This window comes from Hoeflea marina (assembly GCF_003182275.1).
In the GTDB taxonomy this organism is placed as follows: domain Bacteria; phylum Pseudomonadota; class Alphaproteobacteria; order Rhizobiales; family Rhizobiaceae; genus Hoeflea; species Hoeflea marina.
On the sequence record NZ_QGTR01000003.1, the window covers coordinates 45,018 to 61,968 of the forward strand.

The following is a 16,951-nucleotide window of genomic DNA, read 5'->3' on the forward strand; positions in this document are numbered from 1 at the left end:
TGCCTCCGCCGATCAGTCATTTCAATGAGATATTTGCGACGAACACTCGTCGCTCATGGGCAAGATGACCGACTCGATTAATCCGGGAGGACGTTGAAGGCTGAGTCAATGCGTACCACCTTCGTGCACGACAAAGGCAACCCAATCCGTGATTTCTCAGAGAATTTTGAATTCCCATAAGGGAAAATGGTGCTGTGAGAGAGGATTGAATTTTGTCTCTCGTGCCCTAAGCCATTGGATTTTCTAGCTTCTCTGGAGGGCACTTGTAGCTGCTTTTTGTAGCGATCGCAACAGGGCCACCCAACGGAGACCTCTTTTTGATTGCCTTCTCCTTTTTGGACGACGAGTTCGACGTCGAGCCTTCGCACGTTCCGTTAGGCGAAGCGCAGAGCAAGTCGCACAAATAAGCTATGGCTGGTACAGCCGAAATCAATGAGTGGACCATAGAGGAACTTGTTGGGCATTCGACCGAAGGTGCATTTGCACCATTGATCCTTTCGCAAGCTCACTATCCGGGGCCGGTGCCCTTTGTGGCGAAGCAGTCTCTCATCGAGGCAGTGCGACTTCTAGGCGTGCTAACTGCATGACCGACTGATCAATACCTCTCTACGCATCAGATGGGCCTGTGCTGACCACACTCAAAACTAAAGGGCGCAGATGAGCGGAGCAATAAACTCATAACCCGTCTTAAGAATTTCAAGCCTGCATTCGTAACGCGATGTTAGATATGCATTTTCATATATATTTACTGGAACTAATTTAATTCCGAGGAATCCTTCAGCCATGAATGCTCTCTGAACACGAACTGGTCCACGCAGCTGATGGCAATACCCTTCGCACGAATCTGCAGAAATAAAATCGCTAGAGCCGTTTGGAACTAGCAGTATCACTTCCGCGTCTTCAAATCCATCTTCTTCATCACTCAGCGGCTCCACAACATCTACTTCAAGAAACGAAGAATAATCAATGGTTCCCCACAAAGATGCACCAGATTCGTCATGAATGGCGTTTTTTACACCAATAGTACATTTCCCTGATTTTAAATGGTCATCGCTTTCATCAATAAAATCTCCATCAAGGCTTAAAGATAGATATATCACACTGCCCAAGTTGTCATACAGGTTCTGCACTCCCTTTGGTGTGGGGATAATTTCATTTACATCCGAGGGGTTAGCGTATCGATCTGAGGGGATAGCCATCTGAAATTTACAACGGTCGTCATCAATGACCGCTGCCATTCGAATCTCAACATGCGCTAGCGGCTTCACCGCAAAAAACGAAAACAACGCGACCAGCGCCCCTAAAATTGTGAAAATTGGCACGGCATTCGCTGCCACGCGGGTAATCACTTTTCCAAACATCTAAATCTGCTTTCAATAATAGCTGGAACGGTCGATTACTTTATACATACATGGCGATTTTTTGGACTTCAATTGCATCCAAGCGAAACGAAACCAACCCAAATTGGATCGTATTCCAGCGGCGAGCTGGAGTGAGGTACGTTAATTCTTCGGACTCTTATTGACACAACTCGGTCTAAAGTTCCGGGGGGGTAGCCGTAGGAGGGTATCCCCACCCTTTTCTCACGACCTCAAGCTGCCTCCCCGTCACCTGTATTGAAGACGCCCGCATTGCAGCCCTCGCGATTGCCTCATCTGGCTCCGCCACCATGATTCCGTCATGCATCGGCAACGCTGGAACCCCCTTTTGCATCAGGCCACGCAGCACCGACAACAGGATTCGGCTCTCAGTGAACATCAAGTCAGATCCGGTGTCTTTGCCGAACAAGGGAACTAACGCCGGATGCTTCTCCCCGATTGCCGCCTTGAAGCGACTGGCAGGCCATCCTTCGGGCAGCGCTTCCTTCACCTCGCTCGGCAGCTTCTTCATGTCGGAGCTGACGGAAAGCAGGGCAGAGAAGCCCGCCTTAACGCCAGCCCTATGGTTCTCCAGCCCGGGGACTGCATAGAGATCGCCGTCTGGCGGCTCAACGCCAACCTTCGCGTAGGCTAGCCGGGGGAACATTGAGGCAAAGTCCAGGTCGGCTATCGGCTCCCCGTTGATGCGAAGACCGTCCCGCCTTTCCCTTTTCAGGTTCTGCCAACAGCCCCCGTAGAGGCGACCATGAAGCTTGAACTCATGGGGAGCGCTAGGGGAGCGCAATAGGAACCGGCGGGTTAGCCGAATGGTGCCTTGGGGCTCGCCATCAAGGGTAATGTCTTGGGTGTTGAGGAAGTCGTTGATCTCCTCCACCTCTTTCCTCAGCTTTAGGGTTTCCTGCGTGTCGGCATAGTTGATGTGCTCTTGCGGCAGCTTTTGGCCAAACTCATTGCGGCCCATCCTAGCGCTCAGCCACAAGACTTCTTCCCCTGTGGCCCTTCCCAAGTCCTTCGGCTTGATGGGAGCCTCATGCAACGCCTTGAGGAGCCAGCCATCAGCCTCCAATCCCATGCGGCGATCCTTGAATGCGGGGCTTACGAAAGCCAAACCGTTCTCGGCCATGATGGTGACAATAGGCCGGAGCTGATTGAAGCCTTTGAGCTCATACCGCGAGGCGGCTTTCGGGTGGCCCGCCGGGATGGCTAACCGCTCGCCTTTGTGGCTGCCAATATGGTAGCGCACAAGATTGGCGATGATGGCCGACACAACAGCCCGCACTCTGTCCACTTGATCGGCCTTCGGTTGCCGTTGGCGCTTTGCGGTGCCTTTGAGCGGGGCTTGAAGGACCATCCCAGTGATTTGCTCAACGATGGCACTGAGGTCGGCGCTTTCTGCCTTCAGCCAAGGGTCGAACATTAAGTCGAGGGGCTGCTTCATCGCATCATCGCCCCCTGCTTAATGGCGTGGCTTTAAGACTTGCGAAGGCGATGAGGATCAGTCGAGCAAAGAGGCAGAGAGGCAGCCACAAAGGCAAACCCAGAGAAGGCCACCTCAAGGCAGACCCACAAGGGTAATGTAGGAACCTAAGCACGTCCGTTCCGCAACATGTGCGTCCCTTCCCCCTCGTTCTAAATCACTCGTCAAAGAGCCTGCGATTTCTATTGGAAGGCCCGTGTGCCTCGCGCTGTCCACGCTTGCTGCCATCCCGGCAGATGGGAGCAATGGGGTCCAAAACGAGCAGTCTTCGCTTCGATGATCCTTGGGACCGCCTCACTGGTCACCGCCTCGCAGGCCTTCTTGAGCGCCTGGCCGACCTTTCTCAGCACAAGACCGGTTGACTTCGGGTAGACGTGAAGGCTCGTCTGGTACGGCGTTCCGTTGGCCCTAAACGTATCCCAGCGCCTATGGGTGCCGCTCGCCAACCGATGCGCTGCCTTTGCGGCTTGTACCATGCGGAACTCTTCGTCCCGATGCGATCCCCAGTCATCCTCGATAAGCGCTGACACCCCCAGATAGATTGCAAGCAGGCGTTCGCCATTGACTTCCGCTTCACGCAAGCGAGCGAAGGCGACCCTTGAGCGATAGGCTGCGGATTGCCTCCCAAGATTCATTGCGGGGTCGACCTGCCCTGCAAAGGCCAGCATATAGTTCAAGTCCCTGATGGCCGACCGGATCGCCGGTGAACCTCGCTGTAACCGCAGGAAATCCGAGGCTGCCGTCACGTAGGGCTTGAGGTCTGCCGCTCTATACGTAGGGTGCCAGTGGGAACCGTGACGGGATTTGAACTGGACATGGTACTTGCAGTGGAAATCAGCGAGGCCTTTACCGGTCGAGCGCATCGTAGGGCGACCGCAGCCGGGAATTGAACACCTCACCTCCATGCTTGCTTCTTCGCGAGCCCTTGCGTTTGGGAATCAGGCCATATTCCGTCCTGTGTATACGCTTTGAGCTCACATGCCTTTTGCCCAATTTGTTCGCCGCATCTGTCAATATCGCGGAACCAGCCTGAAAAATCGCGGCCTTTTCCTAATTCAAGGACAACCTGCTTTGACTTCAGCATTTCTCGAATATCAAGCCAGTGGGAGAATTCCGTAACCCTTTCACCGTGCTGGTTACAACCTCCTCGTAATTCCCACGCGGGAAGATATTTCTCAATGTGGTGTTGGGCTGATCTATTGCGAAGAAATATTCGAAGCTGAGTATTTGCCAATCCGGTAATTTCGTTGCCTGCCCGCACAGCATGAATTATAGCGTATGCGAGAATAGCGCTCGGGTCTTTCAGGCCAGCAAATCCGGAAAACTCAAATAGACCCTCCCGCAGATTAAGGTATCCAAAATAGCCGCACGCAGCCCTCCCGCCGTTCCGTTCGGAATGTTCCCCGAAATGGCGGTAATTAAGGAAAGCAAAGCGGTGTTCGTCGGTTTCGAATTTGGTGAAATCCACTGTCACGGTTATCTCCTTTGAAGTTATAGTTTAAAGTCGGTCGTGGCCGTTGCCATTTAAAGGGGATCGGGATGTATTTTGCCCACCCCCCATGTTTTCGGGGTGGCTTCGTAGGACGTTAAGGACCAGACCGACTACAAATCTGTGATCTGTGGAAGTCACCAAGATGGCCTACTAGCCAAGCTGGGCTGTAGCGCACATTGGTGGGTGGAGACCTTAGCAGCTTGGCACCACCCTACCCAACATGAATTGTCCGACCGTGGTGCTGCAGGCGGTTGCCGCAAGGGAGTTGTTAGTATGTTTGACCATGATGCGCAGGAGCGTCCTTCTCCAGCCCGAAATGATGAGGAGAAGCAGCGCCTTTTGGCCGTGCTCTACAAGATTATTGGGACGGACCAGCCGATCCACGACCTATTCGAGCTCACCGATGGGGGGGGCCGCTGTAGCCGTCGTTTCTGACCTTCCTGCTTGCTTGCAGATCGCCCAAGTTTACGACGTGGAGAGCAACGATGCCTAGAAGCGCACGTAAACGGAAATTAGAAATAGATAACGTTACATCCTTCTTGAATGCAGTGTTCAGTGGGGAACGGGCCTCCTACGTAAGATGTTACCGTGGACAGTCTAATTTTGGATGGGAGCTAAAGCCGTCGGTAATGCGACTGAATGGGCACGAGGCGGAAAACCGAATATTCAGCGAACTGATGGTCGAAGCCCCATCCGAATTTCGCAACGACCATCTCATGTTTGATAAGCTGGTCCGGGCGCAACATTATGGTCTGCCGACGCGCCTGCTTGATGTGACCCTCAACCCTCTGGTCGGCCTCTATTTTGCCTGCAATGAGGAAGAACATCATGATGAAGATGGCGTTGTCCAAACCTTCGATTTCGATGAAAATAGGGTAAAATTCCCCGACAGTGATACCGTCAGCTTGATATGCAATTTAGCGCGACTATCTGACGAAGAAAAATCTATAATAGCACAAGAGTTTAAGAGTGTCGAAAGCTGGGATTATGATCAAAAAAATCGTTTCCGCCATCTCCGACCTGTAAAGCGACTTTCACAGTTTGTTCGCGTAGAGAAACCTTACTTTCTGGACGCTGTGAATCCACGAGATCTGTTCAGATACTTTTTCGTTCATCCGGCAAAAAACAATCGTCGCGTTATTGCCCAGTCAGGTGCATTTATCGCAGCGGGCCTTCTACAATATCTGTCTCTTGCAAGGGGCAGCATTGGCTTTACTAAAACTGAAAGCGTTATTCCGGGCACCGCCAAAGCGCAAATTCTCGCGGAACTTGATGTCCTAAATATCAACTCCAGGACGATGTTTCCGGAGATTGAATTCGCAGCCAAGTACATAAAAAAGAAATGGACTGGGTGATTTTCCATCGGTTGCAGTAAATGTGTCGCGACCCATCACTTTCTTGGTAATGCAGGCTGCAACCGGAAAGTTGCGACCCTTCCAATCCCGTTATCGGCTTGTCCACAAAGCGGTCATCCGTACTTCATCAATCAGTTCGGTCCCGACCCTAGGTTCATCAATTTTTCGTCTGCTTACTATTAGTTTTCCGCCAAGATGCGGAACACGCTCGCCCGGCTGATCCCCAGCGCTTCCTTGATGTCATTCGCCGACTTGCCTTCAGCGCGAAGACGCAGCACATCGGCAGCCTTGCGGCGGGCGGTGGGCTGCCGTCCCTGATATTTCCCTTCGGCCTTCGCCTTGGTGATACCTTCACGCTGCCGCTCAAGCATCAATCCCCGTTCGAACTCAGCTATGGACCCCAAGAGGTTGAGCATCAGCTTCCCTGTCGGGGTGGCGGTGTCGAGGTTCATGGCAAGGATGCGAAGCTCAACGCCCTTCTTCCGCAGCGTCTCTGTGATTGCCACAAGGTCCGCAACCGATCGCGCCAAACGGTCCAGCTTGGTGACAACCAATATGTCGCCTTGCCGTACCCACTGAAGGGCGGCCTCTAGTTGCGGGCGGTTGGTTGAAACAGAAGAAAGCTCCTCTTGGAAAACCTTGGCGCATCCCGCCCCTTTGAGGTCGCGGAGCTGGGCTTCAAGCCCTGCCTTTTGGTCAGCCGTTGAGGTTCGGGCGTAGCCGATAAGGATGGGATTAGACATTTTCGGGGTCTCCATTGGTAAGCATGTGAGACTATTATGTGAGACACTTGGCGGAAATGTCAAGAGACTACTCTAATGAGACTTTTTTGGATCGGCTTTGAGAGACTCACTAGGGCTTGCCCATGTGAGACCTTGAAACCAGTTGCCACATAGGCAAGAAGAGTCTTTTTTGAGGAACACTCAGTATGGATTGGCTTACAAAAATTGATTGGCTTCTCCTCCTACAGGTTGTCCTCGGCGCGGGCGTGGGTTCCGGAATCTTCTCATGGTGGAAGGATAAACAAACGCGTGGCAGAGAGGCAACCTATTTGGCTTTGCGAATAGCGGTGGCCCTAGAGAGCTTTGAGGCAGCCTGTTTCGAACGTTTTTCAGATATCGGCTTGTTTGACTCATCAGGCGGCAACCTTGGGGGAACATGGACAAAAGTGCCAGAGCTTGAACGTTACCCTGAAGATCCAGATGGGTGGCGGTCACTCGATTTCAAACTCGCCGACCGGGCGCTTAGCTTTCCCGGAATGATCTCAAACTCACAAGGCATGATAAACTTCACGTTGGACGTTGCTTCGCCCATAGAGGCTAGCGAAAATTGTGAGACGGAATGCGCCGAACTCGGAATGAATGCCAAAGGCCTAGCGACGGAGATCCGCAAACGCTATCGACTAGATATTCCCGACTCTGCTGCTGCTGTCCATTTTCAAAGCCATCTGGCCAAGATCAAAAAGCGCGACTGATCTCTGGAGGGCCATGGGGGGAAGGCAGGAAGTTGGCATGTAGAGGTGCCCTCTCGCATGAGGGACCCCATTTTTATTCGGGAATACGCGAACAAACGACCAAAAACAGGATGAGCCAAATGGAAAAAATCCTATATTGTTATCAATTCAACACACGACTCGGCATAGATCAGTCTATTGCCCGAAGCACATGGCCGCTACAAAATCATGTTTGGCGAGGATAACTTGGGTTCCTACCCTTCGCCAGAAGCTGCCGCTAGCGACGTTAGCGGTGGGCACACCGATTTGCCTTCAAATGGGGCCGACCTCAGCGAACTAGATATACCTGACGACCTGGGAGAATGGAAAAAGCAGCTCTACGCGAACTTAGACTGGGAAGGCTAAGCCGCTTTAATCGCGCTGACGGGGAAATATTCGAATAATTCCAACGCTCAAGCATCGGAATCAACGTGCAACAAAAGCGCTATCAAGTATTTATTAGCTCAACATTCTCCGACCTTGGTGAGGAACGCCGCGCCGTACAGGATGTGGTAATAAGCAATGGCGACTTCCCAGTTCAGATGGAATCATTTCCGGCAGCGGACGAAGATCAATTCGATTTCATAAAGTCGCTCATTGATCAGTGCGATTATTACGTGCTCATCATTGCGGGCCGCTACGGCACCGTCGCAAAGGACGGCCTTAGCTATACCCATAAAGAGTTTCGATATGCAGCATCAAAAGGTGTGCCGGTTCTCGTGATCCTTCATGGAGACAGTGGAACCATTGCGGTGGAGAAATCTGAAAAAACAGATGCCGGAAAGAAGCTGCTCGCCGATTTCATAGATGAAGTTCAAATCGGAAGGCTGCGCAAGACCTGGACAACACTTGACGGACTCAAATTGGCTGTCCGCGAGGCGCTGGACCACGCTAAAGCAACGAAGCCCAGAGTTGGCTGGATACGTGGCGACTCAGTCACAAGCTTAGAGACGTTAGAGGAATTGAACGTGGTCCGGAAGGAAAACGAAAAGTTTCGCGACATCCTAGGGAGTTTGGAAATCGAAGTGCCGCTGCCAAGCATCCCTAAGCACGACGATCCTTTGGAAATAGACCTCCTTCCGCTGTCGGTTGGGCGGGGGAATAGCAAAACGACGGGCAGTGCGGCAAGAATCCGGTCAACTTGGATTTCCGTATTTCCTCTATTCTATAGCGGTTTGGACTGGAATTCAGACACATATGAAGGAGGGTATATGATTGACTCTGATGCAACATGCATAGCCATTGGGTCGGCGTTAGCTGGAGAAGTCGCTTCATTTGACACATCTCGGCTTTTTGAGATCAGCAGGGGAAGTTTGGAGCGACTGAAGAGTTATTATACCGAAGTCGGCTTAATGGCGGACGATGCCGATAGCCCCTTTACAGAGCATGCTCAAAAAGTGGCCAGAAGGTTTCTCATAAGTGGGGATTACTCAACGGATTTTGTTGTGATTGATGGCGCAGTTCAATTGCTATCATCCTCCCGCGAGTTGGACGACGACATTCCATTCTGAACGCCGCAGCCAGAGCCCCTAAGGCCGCCAACCCGTATCCTCCACCTCAAAGCACTGCTGTTTGTTGATCTCCGCATCAAGCACTACCGGAGGCCAATCCCCGTATCCCTCCCGTGCGTCCGTCCCCGAGCGGCTGCCAAGCATGAAGTCCCGCGCTTCCTTGTCCATTCCGCAGAGCCTGCTCCTTGTCGTGAACAGATGCCGCCACGCATGGTTAGGTCTTCCAAGGGGAGCCATGATGCCCAACTCTTTGGTGATCCAGTTGACCACCCTGTCTCCGGTTGCCGAGGCGCGAGACCTTCCGGGAATTGTCGCTAAGTCCGTCCCTTCAGGATACGGCTCGTAGAACAACGGCCCCTCACCAACCCCTTGCACCATCCGCAAAAAGCCAAGGTCTATAAGGTGCCGGTGGATGCCGACCACCCACGCCTTACCGCTCTTGGTGCCGCCGTCTTCAGGCGTGATGAAAAGGTGCGGGATACCATCCTCCTGCCGCAGACGCTTACCCTGAAGCTGCGTTATCTCGGTGACCCTGAGGCCCGTATAGGCGAGCAGCCACGGCACCCAGAACGATGCCCGCTTGTGGGGCACAGATAGCGCCTTTGAGGAGCCGTTGAATGTGGCGCTGAGTATCTGAACCGCTTGCTCCTCAGAGTAGCCTTTGGAGCCAGTCGGGACGGCAGGGGCGCGATTGTCCACTATGCCGGAAGCCGCATTGAACGGGAGGTCGAACTCCTTCACGCCATGAGACAGGACCGCACGAACCGATGATAGATACCTGTCCGTGATGGTTTTGGGTGAGAGTTTGGTCTGCATGAGGCGATCGCGCCACCGCCGCACATCCGCCTTGGTGACCCGCCTAGCGTCGTCATGCCCAAGGAACGTAGCAAACTTGCGGAGATAGGACCGGTTGTCCGTTACGGTCTTTGGGCGAATGCTCGTGGTCTTGGCCTTGTGGTGCAGCAGGAATTCAAAGGTGAGACGCTCTCCGGCGAAACCGGAGGAGTCGCGAGGGATTGCAGCCTCAAAGTTCGGCGCAGATTCAAGCGCCTGCACCGGGCTATAATCGCCGGACCGCCGGGCCTCCAAGCCGCGATGCGCCTCTCCCATTAGGAGCGCCATCTGAAGATCTAGGAGTCGCTTGCTCTCCGTATCAACATGAAGACCGTGGGACTTGAGCGCCGCGTCCGTATCTGCACCGTTCATTGTCGCGAGGGCAGCAGCAAAATCAGGCCCTACGGCTATCTTCAAGGCCGGGTAATTGGAGAGCAGGGAGAAAGCGAGTGTGGACCTCCGCTCCCCATCTGCCGACAAATACTCCTTCATATCCACTGCCAGTTGCTCCAGTCGAGCGGGCTTCATGCGCTGTGCCATTGCCGTCCAAGCAGCGCCTCCACCTTCGGAAAGCTCCGGTATGGGAGGCTCAGGCGGTGCTTCAAATGGATCTTGCTGGTGCCGCTGAAGAAATAGTCTGGCTGCCTCAGCAGCGAGGGCGACTTGTTGCTTGTGCGTTAGAGCCTGCGGCCCATCCCTGAGCAGTATCCGCCAACGGTCCCATTCCGCCTCCACGGTCATTGAAACCTCGCTGTAGCGGCGCTCCGCAGGCTTCCTGTCTCGCGTCCCTAACGACCGCTGGACTTCCCGCGTCACCTTTACGCCAAGCTCAGAGAGTCGCTGTCGATCCGCATAAATATCGGGCGGGGTTGCCTTCCGATAATAGAGGATGCCGGTTGCCGGATGTGGCCATGGACCCGTCATTACCCACCTTCGTCGTGCTCTGAGTCGTGACGTCATTTGTAGCTGCTCCGTTGAGGGAAGCCACAGAAATCACTAAGCTATTGGGGTTACAGGTGCTTTTCCTTGCGGAAAATGGTGCTGTGAGAGAGGATTGAACTCTCGACCTCCTCATTACCAATGAGGTGCTCTACCACTGAGCTACCACAGCAAACGTGCTTTCGGAGCAACGGGCCGGTGCGCCGGTTGCGCCTCCGTCGGGTTCAGGTCGTCCGCGCTTCGGCGGCGTCGTGAACATCTGAAAGCGGGTCGCTATTGCCACAGCTTTCCCAGCAGCGCAAGCACAAACGGGACGATCGGCGCAGAAGGCCTGAATAAGGCGCGATGGCGGCCGCGGGATCGGCGGTCGGGCCCGTTCCCGCACCTGCCCGCGCCGCGCCGGCTTTGCGGCGGCGCGGTTTTGCGCTATGGCAGGCCATGACCAGCGAGACCAGAAACCAGTCGCTCAAGCGCCAGGCCGAGGCACGGGCCGAGCGGCTTGCCGAGCAGCTGCGCACCAACCTGCAGCGCCGCAAGCAGCAGAGCCGCGCCCGCCGCGCCGGCGAAGCCAGCGAGGCAACCGGCCTCCCGGCCTCCGGGGAGCCCGCATCCGCCGAGCCGGCGGGCGCGGCAAGCGCCGGGGACGGGGCCGATTGAGCGCCTGGCACGCTCAATGTTGCCGCCGGCCAGGTGATGGTCTAAACAGCGCCACATATTGACCCACCATGGCGCGGCAAGACCGGCGCAACCCCCACGAGGACAGCATGGACCGAATCAGGATCATCGGCGGAAACCGCCTCAATGGCGTCATTCCGATTTCCGGAGCCAAGAACGCCGCGCTGCCGCTGATGATCGCATCGCTGCTGACCGACCAGACGCTGACGCTCGAGAACCTGCCGCATCTGGCCGATGTCGAGCAGCTGCAGCGGATTCTCGGCAATCACGGCGTCGACATCGCCGTGGCCGGCCGCCGCGAACGCCCCGGCGAAGCCTATGCCCGCACGGTGCATTTCAGCGCCCGCAGCATCGTCGACACCACCGCGCCCTACGAGCTGGTCTCGAAGATGCGGGCAAGCTTCTGGGTCATCGGCCCGTTGCTGGCGCGCATGGGCGAGGCCAAGGTGTCGCTGCCGGGCGGCTGCGCCATCGGCACCCGGCCGGTGGATCTTTTCATCGAGGGGCTGGAAAAGCTCGGCGCCGAGATCACCATCGAGGCCGGCTATGCCCATGCGCGGGCGCCCAAGGGCCTGATCGGCGCGCACTACACCTTCCCCAAGGTCTCCGTCGGCGCCACCCATGTGCTGATGATGGCGGCGACGCTGGCCAAGGGCGAGACGATCATCTCCAACGCGGCGCGCGAACCCGAGGTGGTCGACCTCGCCAAGTGCCTCAACGCCATGGGCGCCAAGGTCTCCGGCGCCGGCACATCGACGATCACAATCGAGGGCGTGGCGAAGCTCAGCGGCGCCCACCACCGGGTGCTGCCCGACCGGATCGAAACCGGCACCTACGCCATCGCGGTCGCCATGGCCGGCGGCGACGTGGTGCTGGAGGACACCTCGGCGGAGCTGCTCGAAAGCGCTCTGTCGGCGCTCAGGGCCACCGGAACCGAGGTGACCTCGGTCGGCAACGGCATCCGCGTGCGCCGCAACGGCGGCGACATCCTGCCCGTCGACGCGGTCACCGATCCGTTTCCGGGTTTTCCGACCGACCTGCAGGCGCAGTTCATGGCGCTGATGACCCGCGCCAACGGCGTCTCGCACATCACCGAGACGATCTTCGAGAACCGCTTCATGCATGTGCAGGAACTGGCCCGCCTCGGCGCCCGGATCTCGCTGTCGGGCCAGACGGCGACGGTCACCGGGGTCAACGCGCTCAAGGGCGCGCCGGTGATGGCGACCGACCTGCGCGCCTCCGTGTCGCTGGTGATCGCCGGCCTGGTGGCCGAGGGCGAGACCGTCGTCAACCGGGTCTACCATCTCGACCGCGGCTTTGAACGGCTGGAGGAAAAGCTCACCCGCTGCGGCGCCAATGTCGAGCGGATCAGCGACTGAAGGCGCGCGCGGACCGGAAACAAACACGGCCGGATCATTGCGCTTTGGCCGGGGCGTCACTACCTTGCACTGCAGCAACGGCACCCGGACGACAGGTCCGGCGCAGCAACTCTGACGTGGAGTCTTCATGGAACGCTTGAAACTGGTCGCACTGGACGAAGCCGATCTGGAGGTCATTGCCGCCTGCCTGCAGGATGCCGTGTTCAAGACCGGCGACATGGCCTTTTCCAAGTCGGCGCACGGATTCGCGATCGAGGCCAACCGGTTCGTCTGGGAAGGCGGCAAGGAGGCCGACGGCAAGACATGGGAGCGCCGGCGGGCGCTCTTGTCGCTGCGCCGGGTCCAGGCCGTGCGCTCGCGCGGCATCGATCTCGCCAACAAGGACACCGTGCATTCGCTGCTGACGATCCAGTTCGTCGCCGACGACGAGGCGCCGCGCGGCGCCATCGAACTGGTGCTGGCCGGCGGCGCATCGGTGGTGCTGGAGGTCGAGTGCATCGAGGTGCAACTGGCCGATGTGGGCGGCGCCTGGGGCACGGAATTCCGGCCACGGCATCCGCTGAGCGACTGACAGCAGGGGCTTCGGCCCGAAACCAGCAACGGGGGGGCGCGGACTTGGTTCTGAGGCTTGATCATCGACAGCCGGACTTCGAAGCCCGCTTCGCAGAATTCCTGAGCACGAAGCGGGAGGTCTCCGCCGATGTCGAGGCGGATGTCCGCGGCATCATCGGAGAGGTGCGGGCCGGCGGCGACGACGCGCTGCACGCGCTCACCCTGCGCTTCGACGGCGTCGACACCCGGTCGCTCGGCCTTGCCATCAGCGCCGCCGAGATCGAGGCCGCCTGGTCGGCCACCGACCCGAAGGTGCGCGAGGCGCTGCAGTTCGCCCATGACCGCATCGCCAGCCATCACGCGCGGCAGATGCCGAAGGACGACCACTATGTCGATGCGCTCGGCGTCGGGCTCGGCTCGCGCTGGACGGCGATCGAGGCGGTCGGGCTCTACGTGCCAGGGGGAACGGCGAGCTATCCGAGTTCGGTGCTGATGAACGCGGTGCCCGCCAGGGTGGCGGGCGTGGAGCGCATCGTCATGGTGGTGCCCTCGCGCAACGGCGAGCTCAACCCCGTGGTGCTGGCGGCCGCCCGCATCGCCGGCGTCGACGAAATCTACCGCATCGGCGGGGCGCAGGCCATTGCCGCCCTCGCCTACGGAACCCGGAGCATCAGGCCGGTGGCCAAGATCGTCGGCCCCGGCAACGCCTGGGTGGCGGCGGCCAAGCGTCATGTCTTCGGAACGGTCGGCATCGACATGATCGCCGGGCCGTCGGAGGTGCTGGTGATGGCCGACGCCGACAACGATCCCGACTGGATCGCCGCCGACCTCATGGCCCAGGCCGAACACGACGCCGGGGCGCAGTCGATCCTGATGGCAACGGATGCAGGCTTCGCCGACGCGGTGGTTGCCGCCGTCGAACGCCAGCTCGCCACCCTGAGCCGCTCGGAGACGGCGCGGATGAGCTGGCGCGACTTCGGCGCCGTCATCCTGCTGCCCGACTGGGACGCCGCGGTGCCGCTCGCCGACCGCATCGCCGCCGAGCATCTGGAAATCGCCACCGCCGACGCCGAGGCGCTGGCGGGCCGGATCCGCAATGCCGGCGCCATCTTTCTCGGCCGCCACACGCCGGAGGTCATCGGCGACTATGTCGGCGGGTCCAACCACGTGCTGCCCACGGCCCGCTCGGCGCGGTTCTCCTCGGGCCTGTCGGTGCTCGACTTCGTCAAGCGCACCTCGATCCTCAGGCTCGGGCCCGAACAGTTGCAGGCGCTCGGTCCGGCTGCCATAACACTGGCGCGCGCCGAGGGGCTGGACGCTCACGCCCGATCGGTGGGAATTCGCCTGAACCGTCAGGAGGACTGATGACGGCCGCAGCCACGCAACGACTCTGCGACGTGGTCCTCGATGACACCATCGGGCGGGCCACGCCCGATGTCGAGCATGAGCGCGCGGTGGCCATCTTCGACCTGATCGAGGAAAACAGCTTCGAGCCCGTCGGCCACGACAGCGGCCCCTACCGGCTCAACCTGTCGCTGATCGACGCCAAGCTGGTGTTTGCGATCTCCGCCCGGGACGGCGAGACCATCGCCACCCACATCCTCTCGCTGACGCCGTTCCGGCGGCTGGTGAAGGACTACTACATGATCTGCGAGAGCTACTACGCCGCCATCCGCTCCTCGACGCCGAGCCAGATCGAGGCCATCGACATGGGCCGGCGCGGCATCCACAACGAAGGCTCGCAGACCCTGATGGACCGGCTCGACGGCAAGATCCGGATGGACTTCGACACCGCCCGCCGGCTGTTCACGCTCGTCTGCGTGCTGCACTGGCGCGGCTAGGCGCGGGCCGCATGGAAACGGATCCGGATCCGGCCGCCAAATCCCCGCCCAAGGCGGTGCTCTTCGTCTGCGGCATGAACGCCATCCGCTCGCCGATGGCCGAGGCGATCGCGCGATCGCTGCTGCCGCACGGCACCTACATCGCTTCCGCCGGCGTCCGCCCGGGCGAGCGCGACCCGTTTGTCGACACGGTGCTCGACGAGGTCGGGCTCAGTCTGGGCAAGCGCCAGCCGCAGACGCTCGATGAACTGGAGGACGATTTCTTCGACTGCGTGATCACGCTCGCCCCGGAAGCGCATCACCGAGCGCTGGAGATGACCCGCAGCACCGCCGTGGAGGTGATCTACTGGCCCACCCCGGACCCGACGGTCGCCACCGGCACACGGGAGCGGATCCTCGACGCCTACCGCGAGGTGCGCGACCTGTTGACCATGCGCATCCGCAAGGGGATCCGGTGAGACCGCATCGCCGCCCCCTTGCCATATACAGGCCGATCGCTACATCGTAGAGAGAACGCCGACCAGCGAGCCTCCGGCAGCGCAGGAGACGGGCGAGGAAAGCCCTATCCGCACTGCCGAATCTATTTGGTTCACAAATGCCGCTACATTGTGTAGTTTCCGGCAAAATTCGGCGCGAGCTCCATGCCGCCGACCATCAAGAGGAAGACCTAACTTATATGGCGAAAGAAGAAGTACTCGAATTTCCGGGTGTCGTGACCGAACTGCTGCCCAACGCAACGTTCCGGGTCAAGCTCGAAAACGAACACGAAATCATTGCCCACACGGCCGGCCGGATGCGCAAGAACCGCATCCGCGTGCTTGCCGGCGACAAGGTCCAGGTGGAAATGACCCCCTACGACCTGACCAAGGGTCGCATCACCTACCGCTTCAAGTAGGCGGCAAGGCCAGACCCGACCCATGGCACAACCGCAACACCTGATCCTGGCCTCCGGTTCGCCGCGCAGGCTCGAACTGCTCCGTCAGGCGGGCATCGAGCCTGAACGGCTGATGCCGATGGATCTCGACGAGACGCCCAGACGCAGCGAGCATCCACGCTCGCTGGCGCGGCGGCTCTCGGGCGAGAAGGCAGAAGCGGCCAGGGCGGCCATCCGCGGCGACCCGGTCTGGGGCGGCCACAGCCACATCCTGGCCGCCGACACCGTGGTGGCGGTCGGCCGCCGCATCGTGCCCAAGGCGGAGCTGGTCGACGAGGCCTCCAACGCGCTCTACCTGCTCTCGGGCCGCAGCCACCGGGTCTTCACCGGCCTGTGCCTGATCACCCCGAACGGCACCGTGCGCCAGAAGGTGGTCGAGACCCGGGTCCGCTTCAAGCGGCTCTCCAAGGACGAGATCGAAAGCTACCTCGCGTCGGGACAGTGGCGCGGCAAGGCCGGCGGCTACGCCATCCAGGGCCTCGCCGGCAGCTTCGTGGTCAAGCTGGTCGGCTCCTACACCAATGTGGTCGGGCTGCCGCTCTACGAGACCGTGGGGCTGCTCACCGGAGAGGGCTACGACGTCCATTTCAAATGGCTGGAAGGCAACTGAGATGGCGGGCGACGACAAGAGCACGGTGACGCCGCTGCGCAAGACCCAGCCCTGCCCGGAATGCGGCCGCCCGTCGACGCGCGACAGCTACCCGTTCTGCTCGGAGCGCTGCCGCAATGTCGACCTCAACCGCTGGCTTTCGGGCACCTATGCCATTCCGGTCACCGAGACCGGCGACAACCAGGATTCCGACGACGACGACCGCGGCTGACGCCAGCCGGCGGCAGGACCGGGGGCTTCGCGCCGCCCCTGATCCGTCCCGACTTTTTTGCCCCGAAAACCGTCAATGGGTGCTGGACAGCGCGGCGCAAGATGGTATAACGCGCTCGCTTTCGTCGTTGGGGCCAGCCCGAGCGACAAGCCTGCAGGATCGGATCCGGCAGTTGGATGCCCAGATAGCTCAGTTGGTAGAGCAGCGGATTGAAAATCCGCGTGTCCGTGGTTCAAATCCGCGTCTGGGCACCATTTTTTTCTCAATCAC

General features: G+C 58.7%; 18 protein-coding genes and 2 tRNA genes. 13 read left to right on the top strand and 7 right to left on the bottom strand.

Going from position 1 to position 16,951, the window contains the following annotated elements; translation table 11 throughout:
• Positions 1-644: 644 nt before the first annotated feature.
• The 4 genes from DFR52_RS24275 to DFR52_RS24280 form a co-directional block, all read right to left on the bottom strand.
• On the bottom strand, positions 645-1,361 hold the full coding sequence (locus DFR52_RS24275; RefSeq protein ID WP_146215603.1) for a hypothetical protein: 717 nt from the start codon (positions 1,359-1,361) through the stop codon (positions 645-647).
• A gap of 175 nt (positions 1,362-1,536) precedes the next feature.
• Positions 1,537-2,817, bottom strand: a complete 1,281-nt coding sequence (locus tag DFR52_RS11475; protein WP_110032135.1) for a hypothetical protein — start codon at positions 2,815-2,817, stop codon at positions 1,537-1,539.
• A 221-nt stretch (positions 2,818-3,038) separates the two neighbouring features.
• On the bottom strand, positions 3,039-3,533 hold the full coding sequence (locus DFR52_RS11480) for a hypothetical protein (protein WP_245415311.1): 495 nt from the start codon (positions 3,531-3,533) through the stop codon (positions 3,039-3,041).
• A 218-nt stretch (positions 3,534-3,751) separates the two neighbouring features.
• Entirely contained in the window at positions 3,752-4,330 is a 579-nt protein-coding gene (locus DFR52_RS24280; RefSeq protein WP_146215604.1) for a hypothetical protein, read from the bottom strand.
• A gap of 503 nt (positions 4,331-4,833) precedes the next feature.
• On the opposite strand from DFR52_RS24280, the gene DFR52_RS11485 reads away from it, so the two are divergent.
• A complete protein-coding gene (locus tag DFR52_RS11485) occupies positions 4,834-5,703 on the top strand; it encodes an FRG domain-containing protein (RefSeq protein ID WP_110032137.1) in 870 nt (289 codons plus the stop codon).
• Positions 5,704-5,882: 179 nt separating this feature from the next.
• Here DFR52_RS11485 and DFR52_RS11490 read toward each other — a convergent pair whose 3' ends face one another.
• Complete coding sequence (locus DFR52_RS11490; protein ID WP_110032138.1) at positions 5,883-6,446, bottom strand: recombinase family protein; 564 nt, start codon at positions 6,444-6,446, stop codon at positions 5,883-5,885.
• A 185-nt stretch (positions 6,447-6,631) separates the two neighbouring features.
• Between DFR52_RS11490 and DFR52_RS24285 the strand changes: the two genes are divergently transcribed.
• Together DFR52_RS24285 and DFR52_RS11500 are read left to right on the top strand one after the other, a co-directional pair.
• Complete coding sequence (locus DFR52_RS24285; protein ID WP_146215605.1) at positions 6,632-7,177, top strand: hypothetical protein; 546 nt, start codon at positions 6,632-6,634, stop codon at positions 7,175-7,177.
• A gap of 449 nt (positions 7,178-7,626) precedes the next feature.
• Positions 7,627-8,706, top strand: coding sequence for a DUF4062 domain-containing protein (locus DFR52_RS11500; RefSeq protein WP_110032140.1), 1,080 nt, complete (start codon positions 7,627-7,629; stop codon positions 8,704-8,706).
• An 18-nt stretch (positions 8,707-8,724) separates the two neighbouring features.
• Here the strand turns inward: DFR52_RS11500 and DFR52_RS11505 are convergent, their stop codons facing one another.
• The gene (locus DFR52_RS11505; RefSeq protein WP_110032141.1) at positions 8,725-10,500 is read right to left on the bottom strand and encodes a site-specific integrase; all 1,776 of its coding nucleotides are present in this window, start codon (positions 10,498-10,500) and stop codon (positions 8,725-8,727) included.
• Between the two features lie 76 nt (positions 10,501-10,576).
• Positions 10,577-10,651 (bottom strand) — tRNA-Thr (locus DFR52_RS11510).
• Positions 10,652-10,917: 266 nt separating this feature from the next.
• Between DFR52_RS11510 and DFR52_RS11515 the strand changes: the two genes are divergently transcribed.
• From DFR52_RS11515 to DFR52_RS11560, 10 genes are all read left to right on the top strand, one after another.
• Positions 10,918-11,136 carry a hypothetical protein gene (locus DFR52_RS11515; protein WP_110032819.1) on the top strand — a complete coding sequence of 73 codons (219 nt, stop codon included), beginning with the start codon at positions 10,918-10,920 and terminating at the stop codon, positions 11,134-11,136.
• A 107-nt stretch (positions 11,137-11,243) separates the two neighbouring features.
• A complete protein-coding gene (gene murA / locus DFR52_RS11520; protein WP_110032142.1) occupies positions 11,244-12,533 on the top strand; it encodes a UDP-N-acetylglucosamine 1-carboxyvinyltransferase in 1,290 nt (429 codons plus the stop codon).
• Positions 12,534-12,660: 127 nt separating this feature from the next.
• Complete coding sequence (locus DFR52_RS11525; protein ID WP_110032143.1) at positions 12,661-13,104, top strand: DUF2948 family protein; 444 nt, start codon at positions 12,661-12,663, stop codon at positions 13,102-13,104.
• A 44-nt stretch (positions 13,105-13,148) separates the two neighbouring features.
• Positions 13,149-14,450, top strand: a complete 1,302-nt coding sequence (gene hisD / locus DFR52_RS11530; RefSeq protein ID WP_110032144.1) for a histidinol dehydrogenase — start codon at positions 13,149-13,151, stop codon at positions 14,448-14,450.
• Positions 14,450-14,926 (top strand): UPF0262 family protein, encoded by a 477-nt coding sequence (locus DFR52_RS11535; RefSeq protein WP_110032145.1) that lies wholly within the window; start codon positions 14,450-14,452, stop codon positions 14,924-14,926. Before hisD ends, DFR52_RS11535 begins: the two co-directional genes overlap by 1 nt.
• Before the next feature lie 11 nt (positions 14,927-14,937).
• Positions 14,938-15,384 carry an arsenate-mycothiol transferase ArsC gene (locus DFR52_RS11540; RefSeq protein WP_110032146.1) on the top strand — a complete coding sequence of 149 codons (447 nt, stop codon included), beginning with the start codon at positions 14,938-14,940 and terminating at the stop codon, positions 15,382-15,384.
• Positions 15,385-15,602: 218 nt separating this feature from the next.
• Positions 15,603-15,821, top strand: coding sequence for a translation initiation factor IF-1 (gene infA, locus DFR52_RS11545; RefSeq protein WP_110032147.1), 219 nt, complete (start codon positions 15,603-15,605; stop codon positions 15,819-15,821).
• Positions 15,822-15,843: 22 nt separating this feature from the next.
• The gene (locus DFR52_RS11550; protein ID WP_110032148.1) at positions 15,844-16,470 is read left to right on the top strand and encodes a Maf-like protein; all 627 of its coding nucleotides are present in this window, start codon (positions 15,844-15,846) and stop codon (positions 16,468-16,470) included.
• 1 nt (position 16,471) lies between these two features.
• Entirely contained in the window at positions 16,472-16,681 is a 210-nt protein-coding gene (yacG, locus tag DFR52_RS11555) for a DNA gyrase inhibitor YacG (protein WP_110032149.1), read from the top strand.
• Between the two features lie 178 nt (positions 16,682-16,859).
• Positions 16,860-16,935 (top strand) — tRNA-Phe (locus DFR52_RS11560).
• The last annotated feature ends 16 nt before the right edge of the window (positions 16,936-16,951 follow it).